Raw genomic sequence first — 18,007 nt, 5'->3', positions numbered from 1 at the left:
TTCAAGCACGGCGCTGTTTGCGTTTCTTCCACTGGTGCGCAACCCACCAACGCCAATAGCCCATGGTCAGGCAATAAGCCAGTGCGCCCAGCACCACCCCCAGCACCACCGAGCCCAGCAGAAACGGCTGCCACAGCGTGCTCAACTGGCTGCTGATCCATTCCCAGGTCAGGTGGTCGGGCAGGCTGCGCGGCGGCACATTCATCAGCCAGGCGCCGGTCATGTAGGTGCAAATAAACACTACCGGCATGGTGATCGGGTTGGTCAGCCATACCAGGCTGACGGCGATGGGCATATTGCCGCGCACCGCAATCGCCAGGAACGCCGCCAACAACATCTGCAAGGGAATCGGGATAAATGCCGCGAACAAACCCACCGCCATGGCGCGCGCCACCGAGTGCCGGTTCAGGTGCCAGAGGTTGGGGTCATGCAGCAGCGTGCCGAGAAATCGTAAGGACTTGTGTTCCCTGATACTCGTGGGATCGGGCATGTACCGTTTGAATAAGCGCCGGGGCATAAGGGGTCCAGGTCAGTTCGAGGGGCAAGTATGCCCGCATTCTATAAACAGAAAATTCAGACTTTGTTACAAAACATCATAGTCGGTGCTGGGTACCCGACTAAGACTGAGTGGACCACAGGAAAAGGATGATTCATGAGAACAGGGATGTTTGCGCTCGGACTTGGACTGCTTTCACTGCGATTTTTCCCGTCTCTACCGCCGGCCGGATGGCTACTGGCGATGTTGGCGGTGGCCTTGATGCTGTTGCCTTTTCGCACCCACCCGCTGGCGTTCTTCCTCGTGGGCTTGTGCTGGGCCTGTATCAGCGCGCAGTGGGCGCTGGATGATCGCCTCAAGCCAGCGCTGGATGGGCAAACGCGCTGGGTGCAGGGGCGTGTGATCGGGTTGCCGCAGCAGACCAGCACCGGCGTGCGCTTCGAACTGGCCGACAGCCGGTCGCGCACTGCGCGAGTGCCCAAGCGCATCCGGGTGTCCTGGCACGGTGGCCCGCGGGTCAATAGCGGCGAGTATTGGCGCTTGGCGGTGACGTTGAAGCGGCCGTCGGGGTTGCTCAATTTTCATGGCTTTGACTACGAGGCCTGGCTGCTGGCCCAGCGCATCGGCGCAACCGCCTCGGTAAAAGACGGCCAGCGCTTGGCGCCGGCTCGCAACGCCTGGCGCGACAGCCTCCGCCAGCGCCTGAAAGCCGTGGATGCCCAGGGCCGCGAGGCTGGCCTGGCGGCACTGGTGCTGGGCGACGGCTCAGGGCTGGCCGCTGAAGATTGGCGGGTGCTGCAGGACACCGGAACCGTACACCTGCTGGTGATTTCCGGCCAACACATCGGTTTGTTGGCGGGGCTGATCTACGGCTTGGTGGCCGGGCTGGCGCGCTACGGTTGCTGGCCCCGAGCCATGCCGTGGCTGCCGTGGGCGTGCGGCCTAGCGTTTGCCGCCGCGCTGGGGTACGGCTTGCTGGCGGGGTTTGGCGTGCCGGTGCAGCGGGCATGTGTGATGGTCGGGTTGGTCCTGCTCTGGCGTTTGCGCTTTCGGCATTTGGGCGTCTGGTGGCCGTTGTTGCTGGCGCTCAATGGCGTACTGATATTGGAACCATTGGCCAGTTTGCAGCCAGGATTCTGGCTGTCGTTTGCCGCCGTTGGGGTGCTGGTGCTGGCCTTCAGCGGGCGCCTGGGGCCATGGAACTGGTGGCAAGCATGGACGCGTGCGCAGTGGATGATCGCCATCGGCTTGTTTCCAGTTTTGTTGGTGCTCGGCTTGCCCATCAGCTTCAGTGCGCCCGTGGCTAACGTGTTTGCCGTGCCGTGGATCAGCCTCGTGGTGTTGCCCTTGGCGCTGGTCGGGGCTGTGCTGCTGGCGGTACCGTTTGTGGGCGAGGGCTTGTTGTGGCTGGCAGGCGGGGCGCTGGATGGGCTGTTCAGGGGCTTGGCACTGCTGGCAGGGCAGCGCCCGGCCTGGATACCGGCCGAGGTGCCCTTGGGTTATTGGTTAGTGAGCCTGGCGGGCGCGGTACTGCTGCTGTTGCCCAAAGGCGTGCCGTTTCGGCTGCTGGGCTGGCCGATGCTATTGCTGGCGGTCTTCCCGCCCAGGCAACTGGTGCCTCATGGGCAAGTAGAAGTAACGCAGTTGGATGTTGGCCAGGGGCAAGCGCTGATCCTGCGCACACGCCACCACACGCTGCTTTACGACGTAGGGCCGCGCTCGGGGGCATTTGACCTTGGTGAGCGCGTGGTACTGCCTGCGCTCAGAACGCTCGGAGTAGGGGCGTTGGACATGATGGTGATCAGCCATGCTCACGCTGATCATGCCGGCGGCGCGGCCGCGGTTGCCCTTGCGCTTTCGGTAAAGCGCGTCGTCGGTGGCGAAACCGAAGGGTTGCCGGCATTGCTTGCCACACAGCGCTGTATCAGCGGTGAGCAGTGGGAGTGGGATGGCGTGTCATTTGAACTGTGGCAGTGGCCTGGCGCCACTAGTAGCAACCCGAAATCCTGTGTGTTGCGGGTACAGGCTAACGGTGAACGACTGCTGCTGACCGGCGATATTGACCGCGCCGCCGAACAGGCTTTTCTCGCATCTCCCTTGGCCGTACCGACCGATTGGCTGCAAGCGCCGCACCATGGCAGTCGCAGCTCTTCGTCCGAGCCCTTCCTGGCGCGGCTTGCGCCTAAGTCGGTGCTGATTTCCAGTGGCCGTGGCAACGCATTCGGTCATCCCCATCCGCAGGTGATGCAGCGTTATCAGGCACTCAGCAGCCGGGTGTACGACAGCGCCGAGCAAGGTGCCGTACGTCTGCAACTGGGCGCATTTCAATCACCTGTTGTTGCGCGCGGTCAACGCCGTTTCTGGCGTGAAGCGTTACCGTGACTCGGCGTTACCAGTGGCCGAGGCCCGCGCCGGGCGGGTCTATGGCTGACGAGCCCCGCCGGCGAACCTATATGGTAAAGTGGCGCACTTTTTCGAGGGGACATTCACTGTGTGGGAATTGGTCAAATCCGGCGGCTGGATGATGTTGCCGATCATCATGAGCTCCATCGCCGCACTCGGCATCATCGCCGAACGCCTGTGGACCCTGCGCGCCAGTCGCATCACGCCTGAGCATCTGCTGGGCCAGGTCTGGGGCTGGATCAAGAACAAGCAACTGGACAAAGACAAGCTCAAGGAACTGCGCGCCAATTCGCCCCTGGGTGAAATCCTCGCCGCGGGCCTCGCCAACTCCAAGCATGGTCGCGAGATCATGAAAGAGTGCATTGAAGAGGCGGCCGCACGGGTCATCCATGAAATGGAGCGCTACATCAATGCGCTCGGCACCATCGCCGCCATGGCGCCGTTGCTTGGCCTGTTGGGTACGGTGCTGGGCATGATCGATATTTTCAGCTCGTTCATGGGCTCGGGCATGACCACTAACGCCGCCGTGTTGGCCGGCGGTATCTCCAAGGCCTTGATCACCACGGCTGCGGGCTTGATGGTTGGTATTCCCTCGGTATTTTTCCACCGGTTCCTGCAGCGCCGCATCGATGAACTGGTGGTCGGCATGGAGCAAGAAGCCATCAAGCTGGTGGAAGTGGTGCAGGGCGATCGCGATGTCGATTTCGTCGAGGGCCGAGTGTGAAATTTCGCCGTAAGCAACGGGAAAATGTTGATATCAACCTCGCGTCGCTGATCGACGTGGTGTTTATCCTGCTGCTGTTCTTTGTCGTCACCACCACCTTTACCCGGGAAACCCAGCTGCGTGTCGACTTGCCGGAAGCGGTGAGCGGCTCGCCGGCCGAGGACCAGGAAGTCAAGCAACTGGACATCGCCATCAGCGCCGACGGGGTGTTTTCGGTGAATAACCAATTGCTGGAGAAGAACGACCTCACCAGCCTGATGGACGCCCTGCAGAAAGAATCTGGCGGTGATACCAAAATGCCTCTTTCCATCAGTGCTGATGGCAAAACCCAACATCAAGCGGTGATCACCGCGATGGATGCCGCCGGCAAGCTCGGCTTCACCCATCTGCGCATGACCACCGTTGAGGCGGCGGCGCAACCCTGATGGCCCTGTCTGATCGTTTGCTCAAGGCGTGGTACGAAGGGCATCCGGCGCTGACGCTGCTGCGGCCGCTGGAGTCGTTGTATCGTCGGGTGGTGCAACGCAAGCGCGCGCGCTTCCTGGCAGGCGAGGGCGAGATCTACCAGTCACCGGTGCCGGTGGTGGTGGTCGGCAATATCACGGTGGGCGGGACGGGCAAGACGCCGTTGATCCTGTGGCTGATCGATCACTGTCGGCGCAGTGGCTTGCGCGTCGGGGTTGTCAGTCGTGGCTATGGGGCCAAGCCGCCACAGTTGCCATGGCGGGTCGAGGCCAGCCACAGCCCTGAAGTGGCTGGCGATGAACCCTTGTTGATCGTGCAGCGCAGCGGCGTGCCACTGATGATTGATCCAGACCGTAGCCGCGCGGTAAAAGCGCTGCTGGCCAGCGAGCCACTTGACCTGATCCTCTCCGATGACGGCCTGCAGCATTACCGCCTGGCCCGCGACCTTGAACTGGTGCTGATCGACGCCGCCCGCGGCTTGGGCAACCGCCGCTGCCTGCCAGCCGGGCCGCTGCGCGAGCCAGTGGAGCGTTTGCAGAGTGTCGATGCGTTGCTCTATAACGGCGCCGATGCTGATCGCGAGGGCGGGTTTGCCTTTCGCCTGGTGCCCACGGCACTGATCAACTTGAACACCGGTGAGCGCCAGCCGACCGATTATTTTCCGCTGGGCCAACAGGTGCATGCGGTTGCAGGTATCGGCAACCCGCAACGTTTCTTCAATACCCTTGAAACGCTACACTGGCGGCCGATACCCCATGCTTTTGCCGACCACGCGCCCTACAGCGCCGAGGTCTTGAATTTCACGCCGTCGTTACCGCTGGTCATGACCGAAAAGGACGCGGTGAAGTGCCGCGCCTTTGCCCAGCCCGACTGGTGGTACCTTGCGGTGGATGCGGTACCGTCGCCCGCATTTGTTGCCTGGTTCGACACGCAACTGATGCGCTTGCTGCCTGCCCGACTCTTGCCTTAAATCGCTTTTTTCCAGGAAACACTCATGGACACCAAACTGCTCGACATTCTCGCTTGCCCGATCTGCAAAGGCCCGCTCAAGCTCAGCACCGACAAAACCGAGCTGATCAGCAAGGGCGCAGGCCTGGCTTACCCGATCCGTGATGGCATCCCGGTGATGCTGGAGAGCGAAGCCCGTACCCTGACCACTGATGAGCGCCTGGATAAATGACCACCGCCTTTACCGTTGTCATCCCTTCGCGCTATGCATCGACACGCCTGCCGGGCAAGCCGCTGCAATTGATCGGCAACAAGCCGATGATCCAGCTGGTGTGGGAGCAAGCCTGCAAGAGCAGCGCTGAACGGGTCGTGGTCGCGACCGACGACCCGCGCATCGTCGAAGCCTGCAAAGGGTTTGGTGCCGAAGCGGTACTGACCCGCGAAGACCACAACTCCGGCACCGACCGCCTGGCCGAAGTCGCCATGCAGCTGGGCCTGGCGCCCGATGCCATCGTGGTCAATGTGCAGGGCGACGAGCCGCTGATTCCGCCGTGCGTGATCGATCAGGTGGCCGCCAACCTGGCTGCCCATGGCGAAGCGCGCATGGCGACCCTGGCTGAGCCGATTGAAGACATCGAAACACTGTTCAACCCGAACGTGGTGAAAGTGGTCAGCGATATTAATGGCCTGGCGCTGACGTTCAGCCGCTCGATCCTGCCGTGGGCGCGCGACGCCTTCGCCAAGAGCCCTGACGTATTGCCGCAGGGCGTGCCGTACCGCCGCCATATCGGCATCTACGCCTACCGCGCCGGCTTCCTGCAGGACTTCGTCAGCTGGGGCCCGTGCTGGTTGGAAAACACCGAAGCCCTGGAACAACTGCGTGCCCTGTGGCACGGCGTGCGTATCCATGTGGGCGATGCCCTGGAAGCGCCGCCTGCCGGTGTCGACACCCAGGAAGACCTTGAGCGCGTCCGTCGCCTGCTGGGGGCCTGATGGAGGTTCTGTTTGTCTGCCTGGGCAATATCTGCCGCTCGCCAACCGCCGAGGGCGTATTGCGCCATAAGTTGCGCGAGGCGGGCTTGGCAGGCCAGGTCGAAGTAGCGTCGGCCGGCACCGGTGAATGGCATGTCGGCAACCCGCCAGACCAGCGCAGCCAGCGTGCAGCGTTGGTGCGCGGTTATGACCTGTCGGCACAGCGTGCCCAGCAGGTCTCGCGCGCTGACTTTGCGCGCTATGACCTGATCCTCGCCATGGACCACAGTAACCTGCGCAACCTCAAGGCACTGCACCCTGGGCAAGGCAAGGCGCAGCTGGACTTGTTCCTGCGCCGGTTTGAGGCCGAAGTGGACGAGGTGCCGGACCCTTACTACGAAGGCGAACAAGGCTTTGAGCGCGTCCTCGACCTGATCGAGCGCGCCTGTGATTTATTGGTGATCGAATTGAAGGGGCGGTTATGACCTTGCAAGTGCTTGCGCAGGTATCGCTCAAACCATTCAACAGCTTTGGCATCGATGTGCGCGCCCAGTTGTTCGCCGAGGCCCGCAGCGACGCCGATGTGCGCGAAGCCCTGGCCTATGCGGCAGCGCAACGGCTGCCGCTGCTGGTGATCGGCGGTGGCAGCAACTTGCTGCTGACCCAGGATATCCAGGCGTTGGTGTTACGCATGGCGACCGAGGGTATTCGGGTGCTGCACGATGATGGCCTGCACGTGGTGGTCGAGGCCGAAGCGGGCGAAGCCTGGCATCCGTTTGTACTGTGGGCCCTGGAACATGGTTTGTGTGGCCTGGAAAACCTCAGCCTGATCCCCGGCACCGTCGGCGCTGCACCGATGCAAAACATCGGTGCCTACGGTGTGGAGGTCAAGGATGTGTTTGCCGGCCTGACCGCCTTGGATCGCCACACCGGCGAGCTGCGCGACTTCAGCCTGCAAGAGTGCGACTTTGCCTACCGTGACAGCCTGTTCAAGCACGATGCAGGGCGTTGGTTGATTCTGCGCGTGCGCTTTGCCTTGAGCCGCGTCAGCCATCTGAAACTCGATTACGGCCCGGTGCAGCAACGCCTGGCCGGGCAGGGCATCACCGAGGCGACGCCCAGCGACGTCAGCCGCGCCATCTGCAGCATCCGCCGCGAAAAACTGCCGGACCCGGCCCAACTGGGTAATGCCGGGAGTTTTTTCAAGAACCCACTGGTGTCCCAGGCGCTGGCCGCAGAGCTACAGGCGCTGTATCCAGACCTGGTGGCTTACCCGCAGCCCGATGGGCAGATGAAGCTCGCCGCCGGCTGGCTGATCGACAAGGCCGGTTGGAAAGGCTTTCGTGACGGCGACGCAGGCGTGCATAAGCTGCAGGCGTTGGTGCTGGTTAACTACGGCGCCGCCTCGGGGCACGACATTGCCAACCTGGCGCTGCGTATCCAGCAGGATATTGCCGAACGCTTCAAGGTCGATCTGGAAATGGAACCTAACCAGTACTGAAGCGCTGGAAACAAAAAGGCCCCGCATCTTTCGATGCGGGGCCTTTTTTATGCCGCTAGTAATCAGTCATCACGGCTCATGATGCCGAAGATCTGCAACAGGCTGATAAACAGGTTGTAGATCGACACATACAGGCTGATGGTCGCCATGATGTAGTTACGCTCACCGCCGTGGATGATGGCGCTGGTCTGGAACAAGATGCACGCGGAGGAGAACAGCACGAAACCGGCGCTGATCGCCAACTGCAGGCCGCTGATCTGGAAGAACATGCCCGCTACAACGGCTGCCAGCAGCACGAAGAAGCCTGCGGTGATGAAACCACCCAGGAAACTCATGTCCTTGCGGCTGATCAGCACGTAGGCCGACAGACCACCAAACACCAGGGCAGTCATGGCAAACGCCGAGCTGACCACTTCCGCGCCGCCGGCCATGCCGAGGTAACGGTTAAGGATCGGGCCGAGGATAAAGCCCATGAAACCGGTCAAGGCAAACGCCGACACCAAGCCCCAGGCCGAGTCACGCAGCTTGTTGGTCAGGAAAAACAGACCGTAGAAGCCGATCAGCACGACAAAAATATTCGGGTAGCCCACGCGCATTTGCTGCGCTACATACGCCATTACGCCGCTGAACGCGAGGGTAAGGGCGAGCAAGCCGTAGGTGTTGCGCAACACGCGGCTGACTTCAAGCTGCTCAGCCTGCGCGTTACCATTCACTGCGTAATTCTGTTCGCGCATGGCGACACTCCTTCAGTTTTGAAACATTCAGTCGCAAGGATCATAACAGACGCTCTGTAACAAACGATGGCAAGAGTTTGACAGTGTGTTTCATTCGGGTATTATGGCGCCCGCTGACACGGGATGGGCTACTATAATCCTGTGATGCAAAAGGGAAATTGGCAGAGTGGTTGAATGCACCGGTCTTGAAAACCGGCGAACGTTAATAGCGTTCCCAGGGTTCGAATCCCTGGTTTCCCGCCAAGATTTACACGAAAGCCTCGCTATTGCGGGGCTTTTGCGTTTCTGAGGTACGGGGATTCGTCACCGGTTTCCGCAGGCGTTCCATAGGGTTCCGAAACTTTGCCTATTTGGTGGGCTTGGCGGTCGCGCCAATCTTCCGGTAACCCGCTTTGTGATCTCCTGTTTACTATGGCCGAGCAGCAAGCTCGCATCGCCAATGTCGACGATTTCCGACGCGCTTTAGGCGATATCCGAATGAAACCCGCATTTGCGCAGCATGGGTCCCCTGGTCGATTGCTTCGGGCCTTCTCCCTTGCCTTGTCCCAGCGCAAGCGCAACATGCCCTTCGTCATTCTCTTTCCATGTTTGTTGATAAATAGGTACTTGGAAGAGTGGTGTGCATTCCTTTCTGAAATCTCCCTTATAAGTTTACCCAGGCTGTTTTCCCCGGCGTCAGTGCGCATTAAGATCCTGAGCTTCAGCCCAGTCTTGCCCTGCGTCGCCAGGACTGTTGCCCGCCTGCGCATGATGATCACGTCAGCTGGCCGCTGGCCGGTTAAGTAGCCAAGGTCCATGGCTTCCTTTAGTTCAGGCTCTGCCATACCGTAAACCGCATCCCAAACCACCGCATTGGCGTAGTAGTCGCGTGGAACTTCTTTATTTTTCCTTACGCCTTGGCAAGGGTTCTCCCGTTCGGTGAGCCCCCACTCGCGAGCCATATTGAACACATGTGACAGAAGAGCGATCTCCCTATTGGCTCGAACCTTGGCCGTTCGTGCATCGCGATAGCCTGCGATGTTGGCTGGCGTGATCGAGTCAATGGGAGCGCTATCGAACGTCGGCCTGAGTTGTTTGAGCTCTGCCAGGTTGTCGGTCTGTGTCCGAGCACCCTTTTTCGGAATGACATCTCGAACATAGCGGTCAAAGATGCCCTTCATGATTGTCAGATCACCAGGTTTATCTTTGGCCTCCAGTTCTGCCCATTTGAGTCGAGCTTTGTCCAGGTCCTTACCAAGGGGGATGTTGGGCGCTGAGGTGATCACTGCGGGCACGATGGTGGTGATCATGAGCGCGCCTTGGAACGGATTGTTGTTTTCTGCTGCAATGGCCTGAGTGCTGCTCAGCACCATGACGGCGATTGCCAGGGTCTTCCATGAATTCATTCTTCGATGCTTCCATTGCGATCAGAAGGGCCACCATAGCAGAGCAGGGCGCTTGTCAGAAACAAGAAGCCCGGCGCAGAGCCGGGCTTCGATGTGACAGTGTCAGAACCTAACGATGCTTGTTCTTGTGTTTATGCTTGTTGTTTCCTTTGTGCTTCTTACCATCAGATCGATGACTGCTCTCATCGTCCGCCAGGTTGTTTCCTAGGGCACCACCCGCAGCGCCGCCGAGACCTGCACCGATAGTCGAGCCAGTTGTGCCGCCGAGGCGGTTACCAATGAGCGAGCCACCAGCCGAGCCGATACCGCCACCTAATGCGGCTTCAGCTCTGTTGCCTCTCTGAGCGCCGACAGCACTGCCGGCAGCACCACCTACGCCGGCGCCTACCGCCGCGCCCGTTGAGCCGCCGAGCTGTTGACCTACGATATTGCCAAGTGCACCACCAACGCCGCCTCCAAGAGCGGCTGTGCCATCTCCGGCTGCCATCGCTCCTTGCGAAATGAGGACACCCAGAACTAGGGCGGGTAGTGTAATTTTCATTTTTGAACCTCTATGGGTTGTCAGCAGGCGCTCACGGTTTAAAGCACGCCCAGCATTAGGACTAGAGCAAAAGTTTGAAGTTCTTTGCGGGCGGAGCCTACAGGCAAATGGTTGTAACAAGATATGCCGTGATGGGGTCGGCTGCGGAGGGCGGGTTAAGCGGGTTTACCAGGAACTGGGATGACCAGAGGAGCCCAAGTGTGAAAGGGCAGAAACAAGTTCAACGAGAAAGACCATATCGATCTGGATGGCGAGCTGAAGCGGCTTGAGATCGAGCTGATTGCGAGGCTGCCGTCATGATCACCAACACCGGCAACTTGATGTTCGACCGCCAGGTGTCTCGCTGGTACGACATCACCAATTGGGATAACGACGGCAAACCGGAATCCACCCGGTACCGGTGGCGCTCGACGATCCACAAAGCACCGGATGACCAGGTGTATGAAGCGCTGACTGCAGCTCAGGAGCTGCTCGACGCAGAGGGATTAATCGAAGTTGTGTGGCTTAGCAAAGAGCCATTGCATGAGTGAGAGTGAAGATTTATCCATCCTGTCGATCTTGCGCGTCAGGGGTTGGCATTGAAAAGGCCCGGCTAATGTGCCGGGCTTTTTATTGCGCTCAGTGTGTGCAAAGCCGAAAATAGAGCTTCCGACTATAAACTGGGAGAGCGTCATGGTTTTGCGTGGCATGGCACAGATGCATGTCGACGACTTGGCGGAACGGTTCAAGAAGTTGGTTGTAGGGCAGGCTGGCAACGCGGATATTCAGTTTGCGTGGGTTGTTTTTTATCAGGGGCGAATGTTCGGGGCTTATTCAACGGCCGAGCTTGCGCTGCGGAAAATAACGGACATTGAGCACTGCATTAGCATCGACGAGGCCCCAGTCCCTCAAACCTCAAACGATTAAAGTTTTCATTAAGCCCCGCCTAGAGCGGGGTTTTTTCCGGTCCAGTGTTCGGCGCTCGCTGTGACCTGCCGACTACCCTGATTAAGCGCGGATATTCCGAGCGCCTGAACGGAGAGTCAGCATGGATATTGATAAGAATGCCCCAGGCAACATTTCGCAACAGGAAGTGACACGCGGCACGGACAACGAAGCGGGTCACGATCCTCGTCGGGATGAGCGCGAGATCCGGCCGCCTCAGAATGACGATCCCTCCCTCGAGGAGGATATGTCGGACGTGGACGCTGCCGATTCAGTGGCGAGTGAGCATCCAGACAACTGATGATTTTTAGATCGACGAACCCGGCCCTGAGTCGGGTTTTTTATTGCCCATGGAAAGGGCGATTCAACAAAAGGAATTTGCACATGTTGAAAGAATTCAGACGCGGTAACCGCAATAGGTGAAAAAATGTCTGTACGCGAGCTTGGCAAGAAATTCAAAAACCAAGCTATCAACGGCAATGCTAACCCCGTTACGGTTCTGATTTCCCCTTCGTAAAACGCAAATGGGGTCATTCTTCGGTCTTTTTATGGTGGCGGTGTCTTGGCCTTTGGACCAAAGGATAGCGCCATCTCAGTAATTAAAAACCGGTGCATAACGCGCTTCACGTTTCTTGAAGTGAATGGGCGCCATGGGCACTTTTTCGCCATTCACGAAAATAGCCGGAAAGGTCAGGGTGAAGTCGTCCAAATCGCCGTTGCCCAAGGGCGTGCCCTGGGTGCCTGAGCTGAATGTGACCCACGCGTTTCAACAAGCAACCCCTCTAGATCAACAGTTCCAACGCAATCCAGGGTTGCCACCTATGACTTTGGCCGCTAACCTGAAAATGTTTGAATTGTTACGAATAATTTCGGGTGCGGCCTGTTTTGGGTTGTGCGACTTCAGGACGAGGAACGAAAGATGTTTTCACACGAAGGTCCCGCAATAGAGCTGTTGCTACTCATTTTTGGCTTGGCAGGCCTGCTTTTGGTCGTCTGGTTCATTCACCACCAATACGAGCGAAAGATCGGGAAGGGCGTTAAAAAACAACAAAGTCGTAACAGAGGTCGCTCCGCGTAAGCCTTCATGCACTGACGTCAGCGGTCGGTATTGAGCCCGGCCGCCGGCAAGGTGGATCGCCATGCAGACAAAGAAAAGCCCACGATGGGGGCGCGGGCTTAAAGGTGTTCACTTAGGAGCTGAGTTGAGCCTAGGCGTCGCTCCGCGTAAGCCTTCATGCACTGACGTCAGCGGTCGGTATTGAGCCCGGCCGCCGGCAAGGTGGATCGCCATGCAGACAAAGAAAAGCCCACGATGGGGGCGCGGGCTTAAAGGTGTTCACTTAGGAGCTGAGTTGAGCCTAGGCGCCTGCCTGTGAAAACCGCGTGAAATACGCACGCCGGGTAGGCTTTTTTGCAACCCGGCAGCCTGCTCACGTACTGTGCGTGTTCCTTATCCAACCTCTGCGGTGGTGTGTTCATGTCAGATGAAGTGCGGCTTGTCGTCATTATCCATACCCAGCCCGGCAAAGGGTCGCAGCAGCTGGCCGCGTTTGAAAAGCTGGCGCCCCAGGTCAGGGCCGAGCATGGCTGTTTGCAATACGATTTACACCCGGTTGTCGGCAATAACGACAGCTTCGTGTTGATCGAAAAGTGGGCCTCCAAAGCCGCGTTGGACGCCCACCACCTGGCCGCGCATATGCTGGAAGCGGCCAAGCACACTCCATCTTTTCGTGCTGTGCCTGCGACCGTTTTGCTGTTAGAGGCGGCGGTGTAGGTTCACAACTGCACCCGGCGCAACCGGCCAGTCAACGATGCCAGCGTGTGATCGGGTGCCGGGACCTGCCGGCCCGCCAGCCCCATGCCTTCACTCACCAACACAGCACCCTGCACCACACATAAGTTGGACGGTGTATCCAAGCCGCGCGCGAGCACTTCAACTTGGCCGTTTTGCAGGTTGCACCGCAACAGTCGCCCGGCAAACCGGGTGAAGCCGCCATGCAGCGGCTCGCCGTTCCAGTTTGGCGGCAACGGTTGTTGCAGGTGGCTGCACAACTCCAGCACCAGCAGCTTGCCCTGCGGGCACAGCGCCAGCCCGGTGGGCAGTTGCAGGCCGCGTATCACCACCTCGATCTGCCCGCCTGCCGGGTGGGCTCGAATCACCTGCCCGGCGTAGTCGGCAAAGTCGATGCCTTTGCGGGCCGGGTCGCCGTGCAGTTCACCGGAGAACAGGCTGATCAGCACCGCGTCTGTTTGCGGTTCATACACCAGAGTAACGGGCACCGCTTCCTGGCCTTGGTCCAGCGCGGGCAGTTGCGCCAGTACGTGTTCGTCCTCGCCACTGCAAAACTCCACCAGTTGGTTGGTATCGGGCTTGACGGCCAGCCAGCTGCGCCGTGTTGGGTGGTAGCACAGCGCATTCAGGTTGCCCCGGCTGTGGAACACCGGTTCGGGCGGGCTGTATTGCAAGTCGAGCAGCCTGGAGCCGCCGATGTAATCGGTCTGGCTGGCCAGGCAGCGACCGTCACCGCAAGCAATGTCCGACACGCCCATGATTTCATCGCGCAGCATGCGCGCCTGCATGTTCATGCTGCGAAAACCCTGGGCGACGACTTCGCCGGGCAGGTAGGCGCCAGGCTGCTGCGGGTCGGGTTGCAGCCGGGTGATGCGGCCGCTAAACGGCTGGTCCGCTGAACCTGAGCCGGCTTCGGCCAACAACAGGCTGCCATCGGCTTGCAGGCACACGCCGCGAGGGTTGAGCAAACCTTCAGCGACAAAGGTGCTCGGGCGCAGGGCTTCAATGGGTTGAGCTGGGATATGAAGGGTCATCGGGTTTGCCTCCTATTGCGGCGGCTGCCACGGGCTGCCGGTGAGATACGCACGCAGCAGTGCACGCTGGGCGGGGGACATCGAGCGCACCACCGGCATGAACAGCGTGGTGCCTTTGTAGGCATCCGAGGTGCGCGCGAGGATGGCGTTTTTCGCCGCCATGATCGCGTCGGGCTGGTTCAGCGGCACGTAGCGCGACATGGCGGGGAAGGCCAGGTAGTGAAAACGCAGCACGTTCGGGTACACCTGCTGCCAGGTGATGATGCTGCCCTTGGCGATGCCGAAGTCGGTCTGCGCGTACTTGCGAAAGTTGGTGAAGAACGCACCGTTGTCCACGCCATTGGCCGTGCAGGTCAGCGCCACAAACCCCGCCTGGGCGGCGCTGCCGGGTTTAAGCGTGACGGGAAAACTCACGGCCTGCTGGCCGGCACTCACCGTCAGCGAACTCGGGAAGTTGAGGAAGTCGATGTATTGCTTCTGGTCGTAGACCCCAGGCGCGCTGGCGCCCAGGCTGACCGTGGTGGCTTTCGGCACCGGCCCGCCCAAGTAGCGCACCTGCAAATTGATCGTCAGGCCATTAGGGTAATCCTCCAGGTACAGGTTGCGCTGGTCGGCATACACCCGGTAGATGGATTCGCTCGCGCTAAGCGTCTTACCCGCCACCGGGTTAGGGCCGGTGATCTGTAGCGGCGTGGTCTTGACCGCTTGTTGCTGGCTGGCATTCAGGGGCACGTCGATGATGCCGCCGTACACGTAGTAATTGACCAACGGGCTGGCGGTCGGGTTGAGGGTTATCAGCGCGGTGGCCCCAGCTGAAATCGTCACCGGTCCATAGTTCGCATTTGGCCCGATGGGGCTGGTGATGTCGTCGCGCACGGCACGGAAGGTTTGCTTGGGAATCACGTTGACCATGTCCAGGCTCAGCAAACCGTTAGTGCCCAGCGCCGCGTAGGCCGCGTTGCCCGTGGACGCATTGACCAATTGCCGCCCCGGCTGGCAGCTCAGCGGCTCGCCAGCAAAGGCCGGCGCCAGTGTGCCGATGACCCGGCCGATACTCGGGTTCGGCGTGTATTTACCGGCGGCATAATCCGCATCGAGTTGCGCGGTGGTCATCTGCGGGCACATCTCGAACATCACGAAACGCAGGACAATACCCGTCGCCCCCGGCGCCTGGATGATCGCCTTGAGGCCACTGCTGTTCTTGTTCCAACTGACGATGCTGCTCAGCGGAAACGTCAGCTGGAACGTGCCGCTGGCGTGGAACGAGCCCGGTGCATCCATCTTCGCCGGCTCGAGTACGCGGCCGGTCACGTCGAAACTGCTGCACACCGCATTGCAGCGAATCAGCAGCTGGATATTCTCGCCGCTGCCGATTTGCAGGCCGCCGACAAAGATCTGCGTGGTGGTCGAGGCGCTGGGGTCCAGGTCGACCATCATCGGGCCGGACACGGGGCCTTGGCCGGTCGCCGGGTCCACCGAGCCAAGCAGGTACACCGGCTGGCCGACCTGATCGCCCGTGGTGCTGATGTTGCCGGGGCTGCCTTGGGAGCTGATCAAGGCGTTCTGCATGTCCACCACATGCTGGCCGTAGTGGTTCCAGCCGCCGGCGGTGTAGTAGTTGCCGGTGGGTGCGTTGATCATGTTGTTTAACTGGTCGTCGGTGTACGACTGCGCGCCGGGCGCCAGGGTTGATGTGGTCAGGTCGAAGAGCGGCCATTCATCATCGCCATTGAAAGGAATGGTCGGCGAGTTGTTTGGCAAGCTCACGTCCGTGCGGATGCCGCCCCAGAAATTCAGTCGTGGTCCATTGAGGATGCTCATGGTCTATTCCTTGTCCGTGGCTTGAGGGGTGAGAGGCGGGTTGGCGAATTTGAACAGGTAGGAGAAGTCGGACTTGAACGGGCTCTTCACCGGCGTCGCCATCGAGTGGCAGTTCATGCAACTGCTGTTGGGCTGGATATAACTCTCCATGGTCACATTGGCCGACAGCGCCGGGGTCGGCTGCCCCAGCGGGTTGCTCGGGTTGTTCGGCATCAACGGGCGCTGGGTGGTGATTAACTGGTAGTACTTCAACACGCTGCGTTGCAGCCCGGGGTGGGTGCGGTAGTTGTTGTTCACCCAAGCGGTGGCGTCGGCAATCGGCGTCACGCGGTTCAGTGGGTTGGGCGTCTGGAACGAGGTGCCGGGTTTGGGCACGCAGACCAGTTGCGTGCCCTGGGTTTGCCAGTTGCACGGCGACTGGTTGAGTGCGGCGGCGGGGGCGGCGGCGTTGAAGTAGGAATAGGCGGTACCGGCTACCGGTTGGTCAACCCACTGGCCGTTCACCTTGGCTTTGGGCGGCACGTTTTCGACCTGCTCGAAGGTCGACCAGATCCACTGCGGGTAACCATTGACCTTGGTGATGATGTGCAAGCCCACCAACCCCAAATACGCCTCGCCGACACCAATGCGCTGCCCCTGGCTGTTGAACCGCGCCACGCGGGCAAACTGCGTCAGGTAATGGCTGGCATTGTCCCGGGCGGTCAGAATGCGCCAGCTGGATTTGACCTCGATGACCCCATTGGGGAAGTTGATGGTGTTGGCTTTGGACACCACATTCGCGTTGTAGAAGTTATTGCTGACGATGTAGTTGTAGGACGCCTGGTTGGCCGAAATATCGTAATAGGTCGGGTTGCCCGCCTGGTCGATCAGCCAGCCACCCACCGCCTGGTCGATGGAGTTGACCAGCGAGCTGTTCTTCAGCGCCGCGATGTTGATGATGCCCAGGCTTCGGGCGGTCAGCGGGCTGTTCCACGGCCCTGGGTTGGCAGCGCCCGGCAGGAAGATTTCGCTGACCGTCTTGTAGGTCTGCCACACGGTATAGCCCGAATCGCCGGGCTGTTTGCTGCAGTTGGGCGTGCCACGTTGCCCGTCCTGTGCCGGCCAGTTTAAGGCGATAAACAGCTGCCAGCTGTATTGATCGAACTGATCCTGGCTGGCGGTGGCCGCCGGCGCGCTGCTGGGTGGCTGGCAGTTGAATTGCGTGGCCAGCGTCAACGGCTGAGGCGCTTCCCGCGCCTGGGCCGACAGGCTGACCAGCCCGAGTAGCATCACACTCACGAGTGTTTTCATGGCGATACGTCCTTGTGTTCAGGGTTTGCGCTGCATGAGCTGGTTCCACTGGGCCTTATGCCCGTTGCTCTGGGACGCCGGCGGCTCGAACAATTGGCACGGCGGCGGGTTCGACGGGCACATGGCGATCACTTGCGCCCAGGTCTGCGCCGGGTCGGGTTTGGCGATGCGAAAGTTCGTGTAGTTCTGGCTCACGATGGGCGCATTTGCGACGCTCACGTCCCCGGAAAAGAAGAACGACTGGGGCAGGCGGTAGGGCGGTTTGCCCGTCTGCTGCTTGTTAAACGCATACCCGAACAAAATCGGTCCCGCCGGCGAGATCAGGTCCAAGGCATAGGCCTGCACACTGCCACCCAGGTTTTTGCTGCGTTCGGCGCTGTAGGGCAGGTGCTCGATAAAGTCCTGGCGCGGCGGATGGTTCATCGGTGAAAACATGCAGCAGGCCGGCATGTCTTTCGGGCGGTCCTGCGGGTAGGTCAGGAAGTACGCCTTGTTGCCCAGGGACACGAACGAGCAGCTGTAGTTGTTGTTCTTGATCGGGAAGATCGGCAGGCAGTACTTCTCGTAGTGCTCCATCATCGCGCCGAAACCGTCGCCGTCGGCTGGGATGTAGGTGCTGTCGTAGTAGCTGGTCCCGCGCGAGACGGTGTAGTCCGCAGGTTTGAGCGTGGAGGGTGGGCTGCTGTAAGGCGGTGGGTTGTTCTGGTAGTTGTTCATCACCCGGTACATCGTCCAATCGCTGATCCATTGCGCCGGGAAAAACGGATCGGATGGGTCGCTGGGCGCGCGTTTGGCGATGCAGTTGCCGTTCTGTGCATTACAGCCTTCGCTGTTGTGCACCCCATTGGTGAAGTACACGGCGCCGCTGTCGTCCTCGGCAAACGCAACGGGGCTCAGCAACAGTAACAACAGTAACAGTCGGCTCAAGAGGCTGGCGTTCATACAACACTCCTTTGAAAACCGGGCGACAGGCGCGT

Annotated in this window: 19 protein-coding genes, 1 tRNA gene and 1 pseudogene; 13 read left to right on the top strand and 8 right to left on the bottom strand. The window is 60.1% G+C overall.

Features of this window, described 5'->3' with window-relative positions; genetic code table 11:
* Position 1 precedes the first annotated feature (1 nt).
* Positions 2-517 (bottom strand): DUF2062 domain-containing protein, encoded by a 516-nt coding sequence (locus GJU48_RS13980; RefSeq protein ID WP_094952294.1) that lies wholly within the window; start codon positions 515-517, stop codon positions 2-4.
* 135 nt (positions 518-652) lie between these two features.
* Between GJU48_RS13980 and GJU48_RS13975 the strand changes: the two genes are divergently transcribed.
* The 8 genes from GJU48_RS13975 to murB all read left to right on the top strand — a co-directional run bounded on the left by GJU48_RS13975 (position 653) and on the right by murB (position 7,509).
* Positions 653-2,878: a DNA internalization-related competence protein ComEC/Rec2 gene (locus tag GJU48_RS13975; RefSeq protein WP_094952293.1), complete on the top strand. Its 2,226-nt coding sequence runs from the start codon at positions 653-655 to the stop codon at positions 2,876-2,878.
* Between the two features lie 109 nt (positions 2,879-2,987).
* Positions 2,988-3,623: a MotA/TolQ/ExbB proton channel family protein gene (locus tag GJU48_RS13970; protein WP_094952292.1), complete on the top strand. Its 636-nt coding sequence runs from the start codon at positions 2,988-2,990 to the stop codon at positions 3,621-3,623.
* Positions 3,620-4,048 (top strand): ExbD/TolR family protein, encoded by a 429-nt coding sequence (locus GJU48_RS13965; RefSeq protein ID WP_094952291.1) that lies wholly within the window; start codon positions 3,620-3,622, stop codon positions 4,046-4,048. The genes GJU48_RS13970 and GJU48_RS13965 overlap by 4 nt, the downstream gene beginning before the upstream one ends.
* The gene (lpxK, locus tag GJU48_RS13960) at positions 4,048-5,058 is read left to right on the top strand and encodes a tetraacyldisaccharide 4'-kinase (protein ID WP_094952290.1); all 1,011 of its coding nucleotides are present in this window, start codon (positions 4,048-4,050) and stop codon (positions 5,056-5,058) included. The genes GJU48_RS13965 and lpxK overlap by 1 nt, the downstream gene beginning before the upstream one ends.
* A 24-nt stretch (positions 5,059-5,082) precedes the next feature.
* The gene (locus GJU48_RS13955; RefSeq protein WP_094952289.1) at positions 5,083-5,268 is read left to right on the top strand and encodes a Trm112 family protein; all 186 of its coding nucleotides are present in this window, start codon (positions 5,083-5,085) and stop codon (positions 5,266-5,268) included.
* Positions 5,265-6,029: a 3-deoxy-manno-octulosonate cytidylyltransferase gene (kdsB, locus tag GJU48_RS13950; RefSeq protein ID WP_094952288.1), complete on the top strand. Its 765-nt coding sequence runs from the start codon at positions 5,265-5,267 to the stop codon at positions 6,027-6,029. Before GJU48_RS13955 ends, kdsB begins: the two co-directional genes overlap by 4 nt.
* Positions 6,029-6,493: a low molecular weight protein-tyrosine-phosphatase gene (locus GJU48_RS13945; RefSeq protein WP_094952287.1), complete on the top strand. Its 465-nt coding sequence runs from the start codon at positions 6,029-6,031 to the stop codon at positions 6,491-6,493. The genes kdsB and GJU48_RS13945 overlap by 1 nt, the downstream gene beginning before the upstream one ends.
* Positions 6,490-7,509, top strand: a complete 1,020-nt coding sequence (gene murB, locus GJU48_RS13940; protein WP_094952286.1) for a UDP-N-acetylmuramate dehydrogenase — start codon at positions 6,490-6,492, stop codon at positions 7,507-7,509. The genes GJU48_RS13945 and murB overlap by 4 nt, the downstream gene beginning before the upstream one ends.
* 62 nt (positions 7,510-7,571) lie before the next feature.
* Here murB and GJU48_RS13935 read toward each other — a convergent pair whose 3' ends face one another.
* A complete protein-coding gene (locus tag GJU48_RS13935) occupies positions 7,572-8,243 on the bottom strand; it encodes a Bax inhibitor-1/YccA family protein (RefSeq protein WP_094952285.1) in 672 nt (223 codons plus the stop codon).
* Between the two features lie 152 nt (positions 8,244-8,395).
* Here GJU48_RS13935 and GJU48_RS13930 point away from each other — a divergent pair.
* Positions 8,396-8,486, top strand: a tRNA-Ser gene (locus GJU48_RS13930).
* Positions 8,487-8,589: 103 nt separating this feature from the next.
* On the opposite strand, the pseudogene GJU48_RS13925 reads toward GJU48_RS13930, so the two are convergent.
* Positions 8,590-9,487 (bottom strand): annotated as a pseudogene (locus tag GJU48_RS13925) (tyrosine-type recombinase/integrase); the annotation flags it as partial.
* A 250-nt stretch (positions 9,488-9,737) separates the two neighbouring features.
* The gene (locus tag GJU48_RS13920; protein WP_094951837.1) at positions 9,738-10,169 is read right to left on the bottom strand and encodes a hypothetical protein; all 432 of its coding nucleotides are present in this window, start codon (positions 10,167-10,169) and stop codon (positions 9,738-9,740) included.
* Positions 10,170-10,465: 296 nt separating this feature from the next.
* Here GJU48_RS13920 and GJU48_RS13915 point away from each other — a divergent pair, with 296 nt between their 5' ends.
* The 4 genes from GJU48_RS13915 to GJU48_RS13900 all read left to right on the top strand — a co-directional run bounded on the left by GJU48_RS13915 (position 10,466) and on the right by GJU48_RS13900 (position 12,867).
* Entirely contained in the window at positions 10,466-10,699 is a 234-nt protein-coding gene (locus GJU48_RS13915; protein ID WP_256671150.1) for a hypothetical protein, read from the top strand.
* Positions 10,700-10,841: 142 nt separating this feature from the next.
* Entirely contained in the window at positions 10,842-11,075 is a 234-nt protein-coding gene (locus tag GJU48_RS13910; RefSeq protein WP_094951842.1) for a hypothetical protein, read from the top strand.
* A gap of 121 nt (positions 11,076-11,196) precedes the next feature.
* The gene (locus GJU48_RS13905) at positions 11,197-11,394 is read left to right on the top strand and encodes a hypothetical protein (protein WP_094951838.1); all 198 of its coding nucleotides are present in this window, start codon (positions 11,197-11,199) and stop codon (positions 11,392-11,394) included.
* Positions 11,395-12,570: 1,176 nt separating this feature from the next.
* Complete coding sequence (locus GJU48_RS13900; RefSeq protein WP_094951846.1) at positions 12,571-12,867, top strand: putative quinol monooxygenase; 297 nt, start codon at positions 12,571-12,573, stop codon at positions 12,865-12,867.
* A gap of 2 nt (positions 12,868-12,869) precedes the next feature.
* Here GJU48_RS13900 and GJU48_RS13895 read toward each other — a convergent pair whose 3' ends face one another.
* Genes GJU48_RS13895 through GJU48_RS13880 form a run of 4 tightly spaced genes read right to left on the bottom strand, consistent with a single transcriptional unit; the run spans position 12,870 to position 17,972 of the window.
* Positions 12,870-13,919: a hypothetical protein gene (locus tag GJU48_RS13895; RefSeq protein WP_094951847.1), complete on the bottom strand. Its 1,050-nt coding sequence runs from the start codon at positions 13,917-13,919 to the stop codon at positions 12,870-12,872.
* A gap of 12 nt (positions 13,920-13,931) precedes the next feature.
* A complete protein-coding gene (locus GJU48_RS13890) occupies positions 13,932-15,740 on the bottom strand; it encodes a hypothetical protein (protein WP_094951848.1) in 1,809 nt (602 codons plus the stop codon).
* Positions 15,741-15,743: 3 nt separating this feature from the next.
* Positions 15,744-17,030 carry a hypothetical protein gene (locus GJU48_RS13885; protein ID WP_094951849.1) on the bottom strand — a complete coding sequence of 429 codons (1,287 nt, stop codon included), beginning with the start codon at positions 17,028-17,030 and terminating at the stop codon, positions 15,744-15,746.
* Between the two features lie 18 nt (positions 17,031-17,048).
* Complete coding sequence (locus tag GJU48_RS13880; protein WP_094951850.1) at positions 17,049-17,972, bottom strand: hypothetical protein; 924 nt, start codon at positions 17,970-17,972, stop codon at positions 17,049-17,051.
* Positions 17,973-18,007 lie beyond the last annotated feature (35 nt).

It is taken from the genome of Pseudomonas sp. IB20 (assembly GCF_009707325.1).
In the GTDB taxonomy this organism is placed as follows: Bacteria; Pseudomonadota; Gammaproteobacteria; order Pseudomonadales; family Pseudomonadaceae; genus Aquipseudomonas.
The sequence above is the reverse complement of the archived record's forward strand: the minus strand, read 5'-3'. Positions and strand labels throughout refer to the sequence as shown.